This is a genomic window from Geobacillus sp. FSL W8-1251, from assembly GCF_038005945.1.
In the GTDB taxonomy this organism is placed as follows: Bacteria; Bacillota; Bacilli; order Bacillales; family Anoxybacillaceae; genus Geobacillus; species Geobacillus stearothermophilus.
In genome coordinates this window covers 2795914-2811847 of sequence record NZ_JBBOUF010000001.1, presented here as the reverse complement: position 1 = coordinate 2811847, position 15934 = coordinate 2795914, and the positions used below count along the sequence as shown (strand labels likewise).

Genomic DNA, 15934 nt, shown 5'->3' with positions numbered 1-15934 from the left:
GGTATTGTTTGACACCCCTGCATCATACCAAGAGGGCTTTTTTTGATCAAGTCCCCGGAAAAGCTCCTAACGGGAATGCTCCTTTTTTCGACAACTATTATATCATCGCCATAAAAAAAGCTGAAGTAAAGCGGGGCTTTCTTTACTTCAGCATCACCTTATACCCTTCCGGAAGCTCAAGCCGATGATGGTTCGTCATATTGTATGCAAAACAGGGACGACTTGTACCGCCATCCGCCTATTTTCAGCGTTACGGCTCGGCAAAAATGTTTATGACATCGTCCATTTCCTGCTTTTTTCCGCGCGCCATGAGCGAATCGACTGCTTCTTTCGGCTCTTTCCCTTCGAACAAGACTTCATAGAGCGCCTCGGTAATCGGCATTTTGACGCCGAGTTCTCCCGCCAGCTCGTACGCCGCTTTTGTCGTCCGCACCCCTTCGACAACCATCCCCATGCTTTCGAGCACCTCGTCAAGTTTTTTTCCTTGGCCAAGCATATAACCGGCCCGCCAGTTGCGGGAATGGGTGCTTGTGCACGTGACAATCAAGTCGCCGACTCCGGCCAGCCCGGAAAAGGTGAGCGGGTTGGCGCCGAGCGCACAGCCGAGCCGGGCAATCTCGGCCAACCCTCTTGCGATGAGGGCTGCTTTCGCATTATCCCCGTAGCCGAGCCCGTCGCTGATGCCGGCGGCCAAGGCGATGATGTTTTTCAGCGCCCCGCCGACTTCGACACCGACTAAATCCGGGTTCGTATACACGCGGAAATAGTGATGGTTCATAAATAGATCTTGAATGCGCTGCGCCGCTTCCATATTCGGCGATGACACCGCCACCGTCGTCGGATGGCGGAGCACCACTTCTTCCGCATGGCTCGGCCCCGAAAGAACGACAACGTCTTCCAGCCATTCGCCCATTTCCTCAGCGACAATTTCCGATACGCGCTTGTGCGTCCCCGGCTCGATGCCTTTGCTGACGGCGACCACGGTGACCGGCGCCGCCAGGCACGCGCGCGCTTTTTGCAGCACGCCGCGGATCGCCTTTGTCGGCACAGCGAGCACCGTTACGGACACGCCGTCGAGCGCAGCGCAAAGATCATGATAACCGATGATCGCTTCCGGCAGGCGGACGCCCGGCAAATATTTTTCATTCGTCCGCCGTTGGTTGATTTCCTCGATCTGTTCAGCCCGCTGCCCCCAAAGCCGAACGCGGTGCCCGTTGTCAGCCAGAACGAGCGCCAGCGCCGTCCCCCAGCTTCCTGCGCCCAATACAGCGATGTTCTCCATCGTTTCCCACTTCCTTTATCCGATTGTCGCAGCCTTCCGCTTTTCTTATTTCCGCGGGCGGGCGATGATTTTGATCGGTGTACCCTCGAAGCCAAACGCATCGCGGATGCGGTTTTCCAAAAATCGTTCGTACGAAAAGTGCATCAATTCCGGATCGTTGACAAAGGCGACGAACGTCGGCGGCTTGACGGCGACTTGCGTCATATAATAAATTTTCAAACGCTTGCCGTTATGCGTCGGCGTCGGGTTCATCGCCACCGCATCCATAATGACTTCATTGAGCACGTTCGTCTGAACGCGCATCGCATGGTTGTCGCTGACAAGCTGCACGAGCGGCAGCAGCTTATGGAGCCGCTGTTTCGTCTTCGCCGACACAAATAAAATCGGGGCATAGTCCAAAAATGGGAAGTGGGCGCGAATCTTCCGCTCAAATTCAGCCATCGTTTTGTCATCCTTTTCGATGGCGTCCCATTTGTTGACGACGAGAATCACCCCGCGCCCGGCTTCATGCGCATAGCCAGCGATTTTTTTATCTTGCTCGAGAATGCCTTCTTCGGCGTTTAGCACGACAAGAACGACATCCGACCGTTCAATGGCCCGCAACGCGCGCAGCACGCTGTATTTTTCCGTGCTTTCGTAAATTTTTCCGCGTTTGCGCATTCCTGCCGTATCAATAATAACATATTCCTGCCCTTCACGCACAAACGACGTGTCCACCGCATCCCTTGTCGTCCCGGCAATGTCGCTGACAATGACCCGCTCTTCCCCTAAGATGGCGTTGACAAGCGACGATTTGCCGACATTCGGACGGCCGATGAGGCAAAACTTAATCACGTCCTCTTCATACTCTTCGGCGGCCCCTTTTGGAAAATGGCGGACGACGGCGTCAAGCAAATCGCCAAGCCCCGTCCCGTGCGCCCCGGAAATCGGATACGGCTCCCCGAATCCAAGCGCGTAAAAGTCGTAAATCAAATCACGCATTTCCGGATTGTCGATTTTGTTCACGGCGAGCACGACCGGCTTGTTCGACCGGCGGAGCAGCTTGGCCACCTCTTCATCAGCCGCAGTCACACCGTCGCGGCCGTTCGTCATAAAGATGATGACATCCGCCTCATCGATGGCGATTTCCGCCTGTTGGCGAATTTGCACAAGCAGCGGCTCATCGCCGATGTCGATGCCGCCGGTGTCGATTAAGTAAAATGTATGGTTCAGCCATTCGGCGCTGCTGTAAATGCGGTCGCGCGTCACCCCAGGCACGTCTTCCACAATGGAAATGCGCTCTCCGACAATGCGGTTGAAAATCGTTGATTTCCCCACATTCGGACGGCCGACAATCGCTACAACTGGATTTGCCATGCTACCACCCTTTTGATCCTCATTTTTGTTTCGTTTGCTCTTGAAGAGGCGCCTTTTTCCAGACCAGACATCCATCCCTGCCAAGCACGCTTGGGCGATCCGCGCCTTTGCCGCCCACCCGGCTTGAAAAGCGGGGAAGGCGCTGGGCGATGAACCAAAACGTGCTGCAACTGCTTTATTTTATCAAAAAGTGAAACACCCAACAACCGCCTAATGCTTGACGATCACAAGCAGCCCGTCGCTGAGCTCATGGGCGATGCCGTCCAAAATCGCCTCCAAATTGGCGGCGATTCGCTCCATCTCCTCCTTCGTGCGGCAAACAAAGATCGGCGCACCCCCAGCGACGGCTTCACCGTTGATCGTAATGACCGCCAAAATCATTTTTTCATGCGTCATCACCGCTGCCCCCTCTCCGTTTCCAACGCCGCTCGCCCGGCATGCGGATCGCGCTCTCCAACACCGGAACATTCTCAATGACCGCTTTCGCCTTCTCGATATCCTCCACTTGCGGCAAAATGAAAATGCCGACGCGCCCGTCGTTTAAATCACGTTTGGCGAGCGGCACGAGCGCCGGCGTCCCGGAGTCGCGGTAAATGCCGAGCGCCGTCGACACATCGTGCAAAATCGCCTGCCGCTGCCCAAGGTTGGCGATCGTTGTTCGGGCGTTGAAGTTTTTCGGCGTCAAAATAAACCCCATCCCGTAGCGCAAAATTTCTTCCCTCCGCGCCGGCAAGCCGATATTCATAATGTAAATGTTGTCCACATACAGCCCTGCCCCCTCAAAATGGGGTTTGACATATTTCACATCGGCGATATCTTTCAACCGGCTCCCGCTCATAAATCGCCGCGCCACCATCATGCCGATGGCGCTGGCCGCGAGCGCCGCCCAAACGTTCCACACTAAATAAAAAAGAGTCGATAAAAACGAAACGAAAATGACCAAATAGTTCCGCCCTTCAAACACAATCGCAATGCCTTCAATGTATGTTTTTCCGCGCGGCACTAATTCATACTGGTCAAGCTCGTTCAACGTGTTGCGCTCCATGTTGCGCACATCGCGAAACTGTGAGGCGGCCAACGCCAAAAACGTGATGGCGGCAAACTCCTTTTCCATGATCGCCGGCACGGCGACCGTCCCTAGACCGGCAGCGATCACCCCCAATGCGATATGGATCGTCCGCCCGTGCAAGTATGTCGGATACTGCCGGTAATCGGTGCGCAACAAATAAAGGCGGGTCAGCACTCCGACAGCGACACCGTATAAAATGGGAAACGTATATTCGTTCACGGCTGTCTCGCCCCCCTTACAGGCCGTTTTTCCTCGAGCTGAAGCGACAGGAAGCGGATCATTTCCCAAATAAGCAAACACGACGCGCTGATCGCCGCCGCGTCGAAAAACGAGAACGAACCGAGCACATAGTCGGGCGCCATGCGGTGAATGGCCATGGCGTATACCGCTTCCCCTTGGCAGCCGCCAAGCGCCAGACAAAGAAGGCGGGCGGCAAAGCGGCGATGAAACAAACTGCTGACGATAACGAGCCACCAAGCAAGCATCCACTGGCCGTCAAGCCAAATCCAAACCGGATCAAACAAGGAAAGCAGGCGGAAGGCGGCATAGGCAAACGCCAAGCCGGACGCCGACAGCGCCAGAAACGGAAGGCGGCATGGCCGCCGCTCGATGGCCGCATAACATGAACATAAAAAAAGAACGAAAAACGCCAACGTGGCGCGGACAACACCGATTTCCACCGTCAACGACGCGGAACTGATCATCACAAGAGCGAACGCCGCCAGCCTCGTCCGTTCGCCCGTCTTTTTCATCAAAAAGGTGGCGACAATCCATATGAACCAAAAAAAGAGATAAAAATAAGTCCCTTCCATCTTTTCCACCCCTTATTATGTCCATTATGTCATCTTTTATGGCCGTTCATTCATGCATAGAAAAAAGAACGCCCGGTCATAGTAAAAATGATATTCATCGAGAAAGGAGCGGGGTGTATGGGAAAAGACCGTCAGGAGAAAAAGCTGAAACAATCGCGGCGCGTCGAGTCCGACCGCGACCAGTCATTCGCCTACAAAGGCGCAGCCCGGCTTGATACGCCGGAAGAAGCGCGCGAACGGAACGGGCAGTAACAACGCGGCCGCCTGTGGAAAACCTCGCTATACGCGATCATAATAAGAAAAGGGTGTTCCGGCCTTTCTCGGACACCCTTTTTTTACACTTAGGTTATTTCAATTTTTTCAACTGCTCGCCGATCACTTCGCCGAGCTGGAAGCCGCGCGATTCCGCCGTTTTCGTATACTGGCTGTAATCTTCCGCCGGAGCGGCCGTTTCTTCCTCAAGCAGCGCGCGGATGCTTAAGGAAATGCGGTGCTCGGCCTCGTTGACATCGAGCACTTTCGCTTTCACTTCATCGCCTTCTTTCAGCACTTCATGCGGCGAACCGATGCGGCGGTTGGCAATTTGCGATACGTGGACCAATCCTTCGACGCCCGGGAAAATCTCCACAAACGCGCCAAATGAAGCAAGCCGCTTCACAGTCCCGGTGACGACATCGCCCGGCTTCACTTTTTCGCTGATGCCTTCCCACGGACCCGGAAGCGCCTCTTTGATGGACAATGACAGACGCCCGTTCTCCGGGTCGACGGCCAGCACTTTCACTTTCACCGCATCGCCTTCTTTCACCACCTCGGACGGATGGGCGACACGCGTATGGGAAAGCTGGGAAATATGTACGAGCCCATCAAACCCGCCGACATCGACAAAGACGCCGAAATCGGAAATGCGGCGGACGACGCCCTCGAGCACTTGGCCCGGCTCAATGCGGGAAAGCAGCTCTTTCTGCTGCCGCTCTTGCTCTTCCTCAACAACAGCGCGGTGCGACAAAATGACGCGGTTTTTCTCGCGGTCGAGCTCCACCACTTTGACGGCGAGCGTTTTTCCTTTGTAATCGGAAAAATCTTCAACATAGTACGGTTCAACAAGCGACGCCGGAATGAAGCCGCGCACGCCGACATCGGCGACAAGCCCGCCTTTGACGATGTCTTTGATGACCGTTTCGAACGCCTCGCCGTTTGCGAACTTGCGCTCAAGCTCTTCCCACGCCCGCTCGGCATCGACTGCCTTTTTCGATAAAATGAGCAGCCCTTCTTCCCCGTCTTTGCCTTCTTCCACTTTTTTGACTTTTGCCGTCACTTCATCCCCAACGGCAACGGCATCGCTCGGCTTCTCGATATGCAAATTCGACAGCTCGCTGATTGGGATGATGCCATTTTGCTTGCTGTTTTCGACTTCGACAAGCACTTGCTTGTCCTCAAGCTTCACCACTTTGCCGCGGACGATATCGCCCACTCCATACACATTCACTTGCACATTCATTTCTTCTGTCATCGTAAAAACCCCTCCTTCATCGACTGGCGATCCTGCCAAAAGCGCGCCTCGCGCCGAGGCCGCGGCCGGCTGTCGGCAAAATAAGGACGCTTTTCTAATTAGTATACCATATTTTCTCAATCAACATGTACTATAATGCTTACTGATGTTGTTCAAGCAGTTGGCGGATATGATCCATAATGTAGTCGGCCGCCTCCTCCGGGCTCGCCTTCCGCGCGCGCAGCGGCGCCATATCAATCGGCGCCCCGTACACGACTTTGAGCGGCACAAACGGCCGGTACGGGCCAATGATCGCACATGGAACGACAGCCGCATCGGTGCGCAAAGCGAAAAAGCCGACGCCGGGCAGCGCCTTTTTCAGCCGGCCATCTTTGCTGCGCGTCCCCTCGGGAAAAATGCCGAGCACTTCGCCTTGTTTCAGCACCTCAAGCCCTATGCGCAACGCCTGGCGGTCGTTCATGCCGCGCTTTACGGGAAACGCGTGCAAGTTTTTGACGAGCGTTTTCACCACCGGAACGCGAAACAATTCTTCTTTCGCCATAAACCGAATCGGCCGCGGCGCCGTAATGCCGACGACCGGCGGATCTAGGTTGCTGATATGGTTGGCGCAAAGAAGCACCGCGCCTTCTTTTGGAAAGCGGTCAACCCCGATCGTTTGAATACGGTACAAAGGGGTGAGCACTCCTTTGACGATTCCTTTGGCGAAGGAATAAAAATCCACCGTCATCCAATCCTTTCATTGACAACTTCCATAATGCGCGCCGCCACTTCTTCGACCGACAACGACGTCGTGTCGATTTCCACGGCATCCGGCGCCTTGCGCAGCGGCGCCGTTTCCCGTTCCGAGTCAAGGCGGTCGCGGCGGGCGATCTCTTCTTTCAACGTTTCAAAGTCGGACGGAAAGCCGCGGGCGATGTTTTCCTCATGCCGGCGCCGCGCCCGCTCCTCAACCGAAGCTTTTAAGAAAATTTTCACCTCGGCATTCGGCAGCACGTTCGTTCCGATGTCGCGCCCATCCATGACGACGCCGCCGCCTTTGGCCATGGCGCGCTGGCGGGCGACCATCTCCTCGCGCACCAGCGGATGCTGGGCGACGAACGACACCGCATTCGTCACCGCCTCGCCGCGAATGATGTCCGTGACGTCTTCGCCGTTGACAAACACGAGCTGCCCTTGCGGCGAAGGCTGCAGTTCAATATGCGTATGGCGAAGGAGCGACAAGAGCGCTTGCTCATCATGGACATCGACGCCGCATTGGAGCGCCCGGTACGTCAGCGCGCGATACATCGCGCCCGTATCAATATACACGTAGGAGAGGCGTCGGGCGATCAGTTTGGCAACCGTGCTTTTTCCGGCTGCCGCAGGTCCGTCAATGGCGATGTTAATCCGTTGTTTCATAGTTCCTCCTGCTTTGTCTAAATCATTTGATCAGGGCACAAAGAAAAATGCAGGAAACTCCTGCATATTCTCATGTTCATTGTACCATATCCGCCGTCAGCGGTCGACGGCCGTTTCGATCGTTTCTGTTTTTGTCGGCTTGGCGACTCCCTCATACTCATATACTTTGCCGATATAAAGCGCCGCCGGCGTGTACAGAACAAGCCATTGGGCGATGAGCAGACAAATCGCCTGAATCGCGACAAGCTTCCATAACAGCTCTTCGATCCGCTTCATGACGAACAACCCCGCCTTCCGTTTTTTCTAGCAGTATTCCACGCCGTCGCCTTATTTATTCCCTTCTCTTCAAGCTGCCGTTCGAAGCTGTGGCGGATGAGCTGGACGCGATCTTGCGAGGCGAGGCCGGCAAACTCGACCGCCATTCTCGCCCCGCTGTGCTCGTCGACAGCCATGCGGACGACCGTCGCCTTCGTGCGCACATAATGACAGTCGCCGGAGCGCATCGTCAGCACGAGCCAAAGCTCGACTGACATGCCGGGGCGCAGAAGCGGCGCGTGCGTCATCGGAATGTAAAGAGCGGCCCCGCCTGCGCTAATATCGGCTGTCATCGTCACAAACGGGGCAAACTCGCCTCCACCAAGCGGGTGGACGGCAGCGTCAACATTCGCTCTCACCCGCACATAGCGGCGGCGCTGAATGCGGATGACATATTCGTCGCCTTGGTAATCCAAGACCACCATTGGCAACGGATCATGCACTTTCCCTTTTACCTCGGTGTCAAACATGTATAACGCTCCTTCTTGGCTGACAAAACTTGCCTTAAACTGCATCCCGTTTAACAAATACACTGTTTTTCCCGTCTGCTCGTCAACGGGGTAGCCAATATGGATCGCCCCGCCATCGACGGCAAGCACTTTGCTTCGGTATTGGCGTGCCGAGCCATCAAGCGGCTCAAGCCGAATCGGATCCCCAATTTTGATCATCATGTTTCCGCTTCCCCTTTTCAGCTGGATGCCGTTTTTGTACGATCATTATACCACAGAGTGGGCGCTTGAGGCGGACGGAAACAAAAAGGAAGCCATGGTCTCAGGCCTCCCTCTGTTTTCATTCGTAATTCGGTTCGACGCTTTCAAGCTTTTCCACTTTTTCCTCTATGCCGGTTGACGCGTTCATAAACAGCTGATACGTATCATCACCGAGCGTCCCTAAAAACTCGTAGCAAAGCACTGGCTTTTGCAAGTCGTTCATAATGACCGCCTGGCGCTGTTCCATTACCTTTAGATGCGGATTCAACTTTTTCTTCACTTCTTCGGCAGTGATCGCCGGTTTCGGCAGCGGGCGCGGGATGGACGACGACAAATAGTCGCGCGCCGTAAAGCCGACGACATGGCCGTTGTCAAGCGCCACTTTCATTTGGATCGCTTCCGGGTAGATGCGGACGCCGTTTTCGCTTTTCACAAACGTGAGCACGGCGACGTTATCGTACTGTGTGCTGTCATACAGCTCAAACCCGGTGAATTTGTGCCGCTTCAAAAACGCCATTCCGCGGTTGGCCGCCTCATGCAGGCTGATCGTCGGTTTGCCAACCGGCCGGCTGTTTAACACCCAAATTGGATAGCCGCCGTTTTTCGTTATATCCATGTAAATATCGCCTTTTGTTTTCGGATCGTGAATCGTCAAACTGTAAAAGCGTTCGTCGGCCCCTTTGCCGCTTTTCGTCACCTTGATCTTCTCCGTTCCTTTCAAGCCGAGAAAATCGCGTGCGATCCGCTTTGCTTCATCTTTGGAAACCGGGCGGCCCTTCGCGCGGACGAATCCTTTTTCCTCGTTGGCCAGGCCGATGAATGACGGACCAAACTCGGACGAACTTGAGAACGTATCAACATTTTTTTCAACCGCTTTGAAGCCGTCAATGATGATGTTGTCTTCTTTTTGATCGTTCGTTGCCAGCGCCAGTTCGACGTCCATCCAGCGCAAATTGTTTTCCAAGACTAAATGCTGCACATTGCGCAGCTCTTGGCGGATCGCCCCGGCACTTTTATACAGCCCTTGCAGCGTCTTATACTCTTCTTTTGTCAACGGCTCCTCTTGCAAATCACGCACTGCGGTCCGGTAGGTGAATTCACCGATTTGCGACAAAAATTCTTGCGTTTTGTTAAACGGCAAAAGCGACAGCGGCAGCTGGCCGACATCGGAATGGGCTTCCGAGGCAATTTTCCATATTTCAGCGAGCGCCGGCGACAATGACGCATGCGAGTTCATCGCCAGCGTGGCGCCCAGTTTATCGTGAAGCAAGTCAATTTGATAGGCCAGATCGTGAAAGGCGCGCTGATAGTTGTTCTCCGTATGAATCAAGATCGCATTTTTCTCTTGATGCTCGCGGTAGCCCCAGTAACCAGTGCCGACGACAGCGACGACAAGCGCTGCAATCAGTAAGTTTCGCACCATCTCGTCTCCCTCCTTTTATTTGCAAAAAATATGGTTTCCAATTCGCTTGATTTGCGGCCGGCTCCAAATCCAAGCGCTTGTCGCCGTCGCCGGATTAAAGTAGTAAATGGCCCCGTCGGTCGGGTCCCAGCCGTTGATGGCATCGAGCACCGCTTTTTTCGCCGTTTCGTTCGGCGTCAGCCAAATTTGTCCGTCGGCCACTGCGGTGAACGCCCCAGGCTGAAAGATCACCCCGGCAACCGTGTCCGGAAACGACGGGTGTTCGATCCGATTCAAAATGACGGCCGCGACGGCTACTTGCCCGATGTACGGCTCACCGCGCGCCTCGCCGTAGACAGCATTCGCCATGAGTCGAATGTCATTTTGCGAAAACCCTTTCGGCACATTGGATGCTGTCGTTTTCACCGTTCGCCTGCCGCCTCCGCCGCGCTTTTTCACCTGCTGGCTGAGCGGAATGCCGCCGTAATGGGTGAACTCGTTTCCTTGACGGATTTGCTCTTTCACAAACGACTCGTAATATTTCGATGCGTTCACGAGCTTTCGTTTCGTCTCGGCGCCGGCCAGACCATCGACCGGCAGCCCGTATTCGTATTGAAAGTTGCGCAGCGCCCAATACGTGCGCCAGCCGAACACGCCGTCAATCTTTCCGTTGTAAAAGCCGAGATACTGCAGCCGCGCCTGCAATTCAATGACATCGTCGCCAACCGCGCCACGCTGAATCACCTGCGGGGAAAAAGCAGCCGCATGGCCGGCCGGATGCATCCATGTCATCAGGCCGATCAACATGAGCATGACCAATTTCCTTGTCATATGCAAACCTCCCGTCAACCATCGCCGTTTTTACCCCTATTTTTCTTCAACTTCTCCTTTTTATGCAGAAAAAACAAAAAAAGCCAAGCATGTTACGCCTGGCTTTTCACGGATGGCATCTTCTCAACGCGGACGGATTCTTTCGCTTGTTTCACTTTGCGCAACGCCACCCACCATAAGATGAGCATGAACGGCCCCATGTAATACCCCCACTGCTTTTGGGCGAGCAGAATCCAGTCGTAAACGCCGTGAAGGAAAAACGGCAGCAAAAACGACGCCCATAAATAATAGCGGCGCTTTCGGCCGGCAAATTTGGCTTTGCCAAAATAAAACCCCATAATGACGGCAAACAGGGCATGGCTTGAGACCGGCAAGAGCGCCCGGGCGATTGCCGTGTCCACTCCGTTGGCGAGCAAATACAAAATGTTTTCGAGCGTCGCAAATCCGAGCGAAACGCTGGCGCTGTACACAATGCCGTCATACGGCTCATCAAATTCGTCATGGTCGTAGACAAAAAAATAGACGACAAACCATTTGACGAACTCCTCAAGCAGCGCCGCCGAGAAAAACGCCTCGGCAGCCGGCGAGGAGACGATCCCTTCGGCAGCGAGCACATACTCAATAAACATAATCGGAAAAACGAGCAAGGCGCCGAAAAAAAACATGCGCAGCACAAAGGAGAGCGGCTCGGCCTCATACTCGTCCTTTAAATAAAAATAGCTAAGCAGCGCCACCCCGGGGGCGACGCCGGCAGAAATCAACGAAAACATGCCGATCCCCGTTTCTTTGTCGGTTTATCTCTATCGTACCACGAAACAGAGCGATGAAAAAGACGAAATTGCCAAGCGGCCCGCCGACCTAATAGGCGAACAAGCCGTCAACGGCGGCACCGGCGGCGAGAGCGACGGCGAGCTTGATGCGCGCTTTTTTCGCGTCATAGTCGCTGCCGAGAATGACCCCTTTTTTATGCAAATCATAGGCGCTTCCCACGTAATCGTACGTTGTATACACCGCCCCCTCCTCAGCGCTCGTCGTCACCACGACCTTAATCCCGTCGTTGACGGCCTTGACGATTTCATCCACCATGTTCGGCGCCACTTGCCCGCGGCCGACTCCTTCAAGCACGATTCCGGCGACGCCGCTTTCCCGGGCCGCTTTAATAAACTTGCCGTCCGCCTCCACGTAACATTTCACAATGTCGACAGGCGGAAGCGGATGCACGAGCCGGAAATGCTCGCGCCGGATCGGCTTTTGGTACACGTGCACTTCATCGTTGTCGATAATGCCCAAATAGCCGAACCCGAATGCGTTGAACCCTTGAATGTTGGAAGCATGCTCCTTTTTCACATATTTCGCAGCAAAAATGCGCTCGTTGAATACGACAACCGTCCCCGCCCCGCGCAGCGTTTCAGCGCACGCGGCATAAATGGCATGGCGGATGTTGATATACACATCGCTCCCTAAATCAAACGGAGCCCGCTGCGAGCCGGTGACGACGATCGTCCGCGGATCGTCAATGGTCAAATCAAGAAAATACGCTGTTTCCTCGAGCGCGTCCGTCCCGTGGGTGACGACGATGCCATCCACAGACGAATCGGCGAAATGCGCCTCAATCCGCCTTTTCAATTCAAGCCAATGCGAAAACGTCAAATGCATGCTCGGGAGCTGAAACACGCTCTCAACCACCACTTCAATTTCCTTTGGCAAATGGCAGAGCGAAGCGAGCTCTTCGCCGCTCAATGCCCCGGCCTTTAGGCGGCCGGAGCGCTCATTTCGTTTGCTGGCAATCGTGCCGCCAGTCGTCAGCAGCACAACTTTCCGTTCAGCCACATTCGTCACCCTCACTTTCCCGTTTTCCATCACAGCGCCCGTTTCCGCCGTGCGGATTCAAGTATAGCGGCTTTCGGGCCGCCGCTTCCCGCTCGCGCCGGGCGATGCAGGCGGCGATAGCGTCCCCATGGAAACGGCCGTTTTCAATAAAAATTTCGTTCGCATTATTGCCGGCCGCAATCACCCCGGCGATAAACACCCCTGGGACGTTCGTTTCCATCGTTTCCGGGTCGTAGTGCGGCCGGCCGCTGTCCGGATCGACGCCGACGCCGATGTTCATTAAAAAGCGATGGTCCGGATGGTAGCCGGTCATAGCGAACACGAAATCATTTTTGATCGTTTTCGTCTCCCCGTTCACTTCGTAAATGACCGCATCTTCCGTGATCTCTTTCACATGGGCATGAAATTCCATGCGAATGACGCCTTTTTTCACAAGGGCGTCAAATTCCGGCAAAATCCACGGCTTAATGCTTTTGGAATATTCCCCGCCCCGGTAGAGAACCGTCACGCGCGCCCCGGCTTTGACGAGCTCCATCGCCGCATCGACGCTCGAGTTTTTGCCGCCGATGACAACACAGTCCGTGTTGAAGTACGGATGCGCTTCTTTAAAGTAATGCATCACTTTCGGCAACTCTTCCCCCGGCACGTTCATATAGTTCGGATGGTCGTAATAGCCGGTGGCGATGACGACGTACTGCGCGCGGTACGTCCCTTTTGTCGTTTCAATCAGAAATGCTCCATCTGCCTGCGGCTTGACGGTTTTCACTTCTTCAAAAGCATTGACGCGCACTTGCTTGCGAACCACGACTTCCCGGTAATAAGCGAGCGCTTGATTTCGCGTCGGCTTCCGGTTTTCTGTAATAAACGGCACCCCGCCGATCTCGAGCCGGTCGCTCGTACTGAAAAACGTCTGATGCGTCGGAAAACGGTAAATCGAATGGACGATGTTCCCTTTTTCGATTACAAGCGGCGAAAACCCGGCGTCTTGCAAGGCAATCGCCGCCGCCAGCCCGCACGGTCCGCCGCCGACGATGATGATTGTTTCTTTCCTCATGTTTTTGTCACCTCGCACGAAGCAAAAAATCCCCTATCTTATGATAGGGGATTTCGCGAAAGCTTGCAAACATCACTTGCTTGCTCGCCTCACACCCAGCCGCGGAATCGGCACGCTTCCGCCATTTTGCGAACGCCGACCATGTAAGCGGCAAGTCGCATGTCGACGCGGCGCGTCTGCGCCATTTCATACACGTTATTGAACGCTTTGACCATCACTTTTTCAAGCCGCTGTTCCACTTCTTCTTCCGTCCAATAGTACCCTTGGTTGTTTTGCACCCATTCGAAGTACGACACCGTCACGCCGCCGGCGCTCGCCAGCACGTCCGGGACGAGCAAAATGCCACGTTGCGTCAAAATTTCCGTCGCCTCGAGCGTCGTCGGCCCGTTCGCCGCCTCGACGACGATGCTCGCCTTAATGCGCGGGGCGTTTTCAGCCGTAATTTGGTTTTCGATGGCCGCCGGCACTAAAATATCGCAATCGAGCTCAAGAAGCTCTTTGTTCGAAGTCGTATTTTTAAACAGCTTCGTCACCGTGCCAAAGCTGTCGCGCCGTTCGAGCAGATAGTCGATGTCAAGGCCGTTCGGATCGTACAGCGCGCCGTACACATCAGAAATGCCGACGACTTTCGCTCCGGCGTCGTGCAAAAATTTGGCCAAATAGCTGCCGGCGTTGCCGAACCCTTGGACGACGACGCGCGCGCCTTCGAGCGACAGGCCGCGTTTTTTCGCCGCTTCACGAATGCAAATCGTCACTCCTTTGGCCGTCGCCGTTTCCCGGCCATGCGAACCGCCGAGGACAAGCGGTTTCCCGGTGATGAAGCCCGGCGAATCGAACTCGCGGATGCGGCTGTACTCATCCATCATCCACGCCATAATTTGCGAGTTTGTAAACACATCCGGCGCCGGAATGTCTTTTGTCGGCCCTACGATTTGGCTGATAGCGCGCACGTAGCCGCGGCTTAAACGCTCCAGTTCGCGGAACGACATCGTGCGTGGGTCGCAGACGATCCCGCCTTTGCCGCCGCCATACGGCAAGTCGACGATGCCGCACTTTAAGCTCATCCAAATCGACAGCGCTTTCACTTCGCGCTCGGTGACGTCTGGATGGAAGCGCACCCCGCCTTTCGTCGGGCCGACGGCATCGTTATGCTGCGCCCGGTAGCCGGTAAAAATTTTCACCGATCCGTCATCCATGCGCACCGGAATGCGAACGGTCAGCACGCGGATCGGCTCTTTCAAGAGCTCATACACCTCTTCCGGATAGCCAAGCTTTTCCAACGCTCTATGTATAACAATTTGTGTCGACGCCAGCACGTCGTATTGTTGCCCCTTATCTTCCGTATGCTTATCGGCTGCCATACGTAAACCTCCTATAAGCTCGCTATAATAGTTTGTCGCCTTCCATGTCATAGTATACACCTTCTGTCGGCATCTGCAAAGGAAAAATGATGAAACGCGCGAACCGCTTTATGGAAGCCTTTCGCGCGAAAAAATAGACTCCTTGTCCATATAAAGGAGTCTTGGCTGCGCCCTAGTTGGCCCGAAAATAGTGAACGAGCTGCGCAATGGCGCGCCGTTCGATCAACTGTTTTCCATATTCTTGCACACGGTGTATCGTTATCGTGGCCGGGTTGCCAAACTCGGCCAGCAAGGCGACAAAGTTGTCGAGCGGAATCGGCGGTTCCTCGGCAACGTGCAAGTAAAAGCGGCCTTGGTACGAATAAAGCGTGCCGTCGAGGCAGCCGACCGCATGCAGGCGATGAGCGAGCTGGATGACATCTTCGAACGCTTGGAATTCGTAAAATATGTCATCGCTCTCATCGAGCGTTACCTGCATCTCAATGTAATCGTCGGCGAATTCTTCTTCCATGTCGTCGTAGTCGCCTTCATTCGTGACGATAACGACCATGCCCTGTGCCGGTAAAGAGTAGACTTCGACCGCGATCGATCCGTTCACCTCAAAGCCGAGCTCTTCGCTCGCTTCCTCGATCATATCGCGGAACAGCTGATGGACTTTAAACGTGTCCTTCCACAAATCGTCTTTCGTCAACCCGCGGTCCAGCAAATCGTCAAACGTCAAGAAAATTTTAATTTTGTTGTGGGTCAAGCGCTCAAGACGCATCGACACCCCTCCTTACCTACAGAGCCATCTCTTACCGTTATTGTATGACGCAATCGGCAATTGGTTCGTTTATTGTGTTTATTGTTATTAATGAGTTTACATCGTTTTCCCGGTTTTAGACAAGCATTTTTTCTCGGGTGTCGGTTTTCCGGGCACAATCGTGATGAGATGAGTCTCTGCCGGCGCTCCGAGGCGAAGCGGCACCCCGGTCGTCCCGTAGCCGTTACTCGTTAACACCGCC

18 protein-coding genes and 1 pseudogene are annotated in these 15934 nt (G+C 54.6%); 1 reads left to right on the top strand and 18 read right to left on the bottom strand.

Annotation, left to right across the window (positions count from 1 at the left end; all coding sequences use genetic code 11):
* Window positions 1–250: 250 nt before the first annotated feature.
* From NSS88_RS14875 to NSS88_RS14855, 5 genes are all read right to left on the bottom strand, one after another.
* Window positions 251–1282 carry an NAD(P)H-dependent glycerol-3-phosphate dehydrogenase gene (locus NSS88_RS14875; protein ID WP_033013991.1) on the bottom strand — a complete coding sequence of 344 codons (1032 nt, stop codon included), beginning with the start codon at window positions 1280–1282 and terminating at the stop codon, window positions 251–253.
* Window positions 1283–1327: 45 nt separating this feature from the next.
* Entirely contained in the window at window positions 1328–2638 is a 1311-nt protein-coding gene (gene der, locus NSS88_RS14870; protein WP_050367460.1) for a ribosome biogenesis GTPase Der, read from the bottom strand.
* 210 nt (window positions 2639–2848) lie between these two features.
* Window positions 2849–3034 carry a capping complex subunit for YIEGIA gene (locus NSS88_RS14865; protein WP_033010543.1) on the bottom strand — a complete coding sequence of 62 codons (186 nt, stop codon included), beginning with the start codon at window positions 3032–3034 and terminating at the stop codon, window positions 2849–2851.
* Window positions 3024–3926 carry a YIEGIA family protein gene (locus tag NSS88_RS14860; RefSeq protein ID WP_033013989.1) on the bottom strand — a complete coding sequence of 301 codons (903 nt, stop codon included), beginning with the start codon at window positions 3924–3926 and terminating at the stop codon, window positions 3024–3026. The genes NSS88_RS14865 and NSS88_RS14860 overlap by 11 nt, the downstream gene beginning before the upstream one ends.
* Window positions 3923–4519, bottom strand: a complete 597-nt coding sequence (locus NSS88_RS14855; RefSeq protein WP_061580577.1) for a YphA family membrane protein — start codon at window positions 4517–4519, stop codon at window positions 3923–3925. Before NSS88_RS14855 ends, NSS88_RS14860 begins: the two co-directional genes overlap by 4 nt.
* 117 nt (window positions 4520–4636) lie before the next feature.
* On the opposite strand from NSS88_RS14855, the gene NSS88_RS14850 reads away from it, so the two are divergent.
* On the top strand, window positions 4637–4771 hold the full coding sequence (locus tag NSS88_RS14850; protein WP_064502497.1) for a YpzI family protein: 135 nt from the start codon (window positions 4637–4639) through the stop codon (window positions 4769–4771).
* 94 nt (window positions 4772–4865) lie between these two features.
* On the opposite strand, the gene rpsA is transcribed toward NSS88_RS14850, so the two are convergent.
* From rpsA to NSS88_RS14785, 13 genes and pseudogenes are all read right to left on the bottom strand, one after another.
* Window positions 4866–6029, bottom strand: a complete 1164-nt coding sequence (gene rpsA / locus NSS88_RS14845; RefSeq protein ID WP_061580576.1) for a 30S ribosomal protein S1 — start codon at window positions 6027–6029, stop codon at window positions 4866–4868.
* Window positions 6030–6168: 139 nt separating this feature from the next.
* The gene (locus NSS88_RS14840) at window positions 6169–6756 is read right to left on the bottom strand and encodes a lysophospholipid acyltransferase family protein (RefSeq protein ID WP_033010535.1); all 588 of its coding nucleotides are present in this window, start codon (window positions 6754–6756) and stop codon (window positions 6169–6171) included.
* Complete coding sequence (gene cmk, locus NSS88_RS14835; RefSeq protein ID WP_033010534.1) at window positions 6753–7427, bottom strand: (d)CMP kinase; 675 nt, start codon at window positions 7425–7427, stop codon at window positions 6753–6755. Before cmk ends, NSS88_RS14840 begins: the two co-directional genes overlap by 4 nt.
* A gap of 96 nt (window positions 7428–7523) precedes the next feature.
* Complete coding sequence (locus NSS88_RS14830; RefSeq protein ID WP_033010533.1) at window positions 7524–7703, bottom strand: YpfB family protein; 180 nt, start codon at window positions 7701–7703, stop codon at window positions 7524–7526.
* Window positions 7700–8410, bottom strand: a complete 711-nt coding sequence (locus NSS88_RS14825) for a flagellar brake protein (RefSeq protein WP_055358600.1) — start codon at window positions 8408–8410, stop codon at window positions 7700–7702. Before NSS88_RS14825 ends, NSS88_RS14830 begins: the two co-directional genes overlap by 4 nt.
* A gap of 121 nt (window positions 8411–8531) precedes the next feature.
* Window positions 8532–9875, bottom strand: coding sequence for a germination protein YpeB (ypeB, locus tag NSS88_RS14820; protein WP_055358571.1), 1344 nt, complete (start codon window positions 9873–9875; stop codon window positions 8532–8534).
* Between the two features lie 15 nt (window positions 9876–9890).
* Complete coding sequence (gene sleB / locus NSS88_RS14815) at window positions 9891–10685, bottom strand: spore cortex-lytic enzyme (protein WP_055358570.1); 795 nt, start codon at window positions 10683–10685, stop codon at window positions 9891–9893.
* Window positions 10686–10777: 92 nt separating this feature from the next.
* Window positions 10778–11455 carry a glutamic-type intramembrane protease PrsW gene (prsW, locus tag NSS88_RS14810; RefSeq protein ID WP_044744941.1) on the bottom strand — a complete coding sequence of 226 codons (678 nt, stop codon included), beginning with the start codon at window positions 11453–11455 and terminating at the stop codon, window positions 10778–10780.
* An 88-nt stretch (window positions 11456–11543) separates the two neighbouring features.
* Window positions 11544–12515, bottom strand: a complete 972-nt coding sequence (locus tag NSS88_RS14805) for an asparaginase (protein ID WP_055358599.1) — start codon at window positions 12513–12515, stop codon at window positions 11544–11546.
* Between the two features lie 70 nt (window positions 12516–12585).
* Window positions 12586–13569: pseudogene (locus NSS88_RS14800) on the bottom strand (YpdA family putative bacillithiol disulfide reductase); the annotation flags it as partial.
* Window positions 13570–13658: 89 nt separating this feature from the next.
* Window positions 13659–14930, bottom strand: coding sequence for a Glu/Leu/Phe/Val family dehydrogenase (locus NSS88_RS14795; protein ID WP_055358569.1), 1272 nt, complete (start codon window positions 14928–14930; stop codon window positions 13659–13661).
* 172 nt (window positions 14931–15102) lie between these two features.
* The gene (locus tag NSS88_RS14790; protein WP_033013981.1) at window positions 15103–15693 is read right to left on the bottom strand and encodes a genetic competence negative regulator; all 591 of its coding nucleotides are present in this window, start codon (window positions 15691–15693) and stop codon (window positions 15103–15105) included.
* Window positions 15694–15789: 96 nt separating this feature from the next.
* On the bottom strand, window positions 15790–15930 hold the full coding sequence (locus NSS88_RS14785) for a hypothetical protein (protein ID WP_369813960.1): 141 nt from the start codon (window positions 15928–15930) through the stop codon (window positions 15790–15792).
* Between the last annotated feature and the right edge of the window lie 4 nt (window positions 15931–15934).

Excerpts from the sequence above, each read along its gene's own strand:
- NSS88_RS14875 (WP_033013991.1), bottom strand. The coding sequence starts at position 1,282 with ATGGAGAACATCGCTGTATTGGGCGCAGGAAGCTGGGGGACGGCGCTG.
- der (WP_050367460.1), bottom strand. The coding sequence starts at position 2,638 with ATGGCAAATCCAGTTGTAGCGATTGTCGGCCGTCCGAATGTGGGGAAA.
- NSS88_RS14865 (WP_033010543.1), bottom strand. The coding sequence starts at position 3,034 with ATGACGCATGAAAAAATGATTTTGGCGGTCATTACGATCAACGGTGAA.
- NSS88_RS14855 (WP_061580577.1), bottom strand. The coding sequence starts at position 4,519 with ATGGAAGGGACTTATTTTTATCTCTTTTTTTGGTTCATATGGATTGTC.
- NSS88_RS14850 (WP_064502497.1), top strand. The coding sequence starts at position 4,637 with ATGGGAAAAGACCGTCAGGAGAAAAAGCTGAAACAATCGCGGCGCGTC.
- rpsA (WP_061580576.1), bottom strand. The coding sequence starts at position 6,029 with ATGACAGAAGAAATGAATGTGCAAGTGAATGTGTATGGAGTGGGCGAT.
- NSS88_RS14840 (WP_033010535.1), bottom strand. The coding sequence starts at position 6,756 with ATGACGGTGGATTTTTATTCCTTCGCCAAAGGAATCGTCAAAGGAGTG.
- cmk (WP_033010534.1), bottom strand. The coding sequence starts at position 7,427 with ATGAAACAACGGATTAACATCGCCATTGACGGACCTGCGGCAGCCGGA.
- NSS88_RS14830 (WP_033010533.1), bottom strand. The coding sequence starts at position 7,703 with ATGAAGCGGATCGAAGAGCTGTTATGGAAGCTTGTCGCGATTCAGGCG.
- NSS88_RS14825 (WP_055358600.1), bottom strand. The coding sequence starts at position 8,410 with ATGATCAAAATTGGGGATCCGATTCGGCTTGAGCCGCTTGATGGCTCG.
- ypeB (WP_055358571.1), bottom strand. The coding sequence starts at position 9,875 with ATGGTGCGAAACTTACTGATTGCAGCGCTTGTCGTCGCTGTCGTCGGC.
- sleB (WP_055358570.1), bottom strand. The coding sequence starts at position 10,685 with ATGACAAGGAAATTGGTCATGCTCATGTTGATCGGCCTGATGACATGG.
- prsW (WP_044744941.1), bottom strand. The coding sequence starts at position 11,455 with ATGTTTTCGTTGATTTCTGCCGGCGTCGCCCCCGGGGTGGCGCTGCTT.
- NSS88_RS14795 (WP_055358569.1), bottom strand. The coding sequence starts at position 14,930 with ATGGCAGCCGATAAGCATACGGAAGATAAGGGGCAACAATACGACGTG.
- NSS88_RS14790 (WP_033013981.1), bottom strand. The coding sequence starts at position 15,693 with ATGCGTCTTGAGCGCTTGACCCACAACAAAATTAAAATTTTCTTGACG.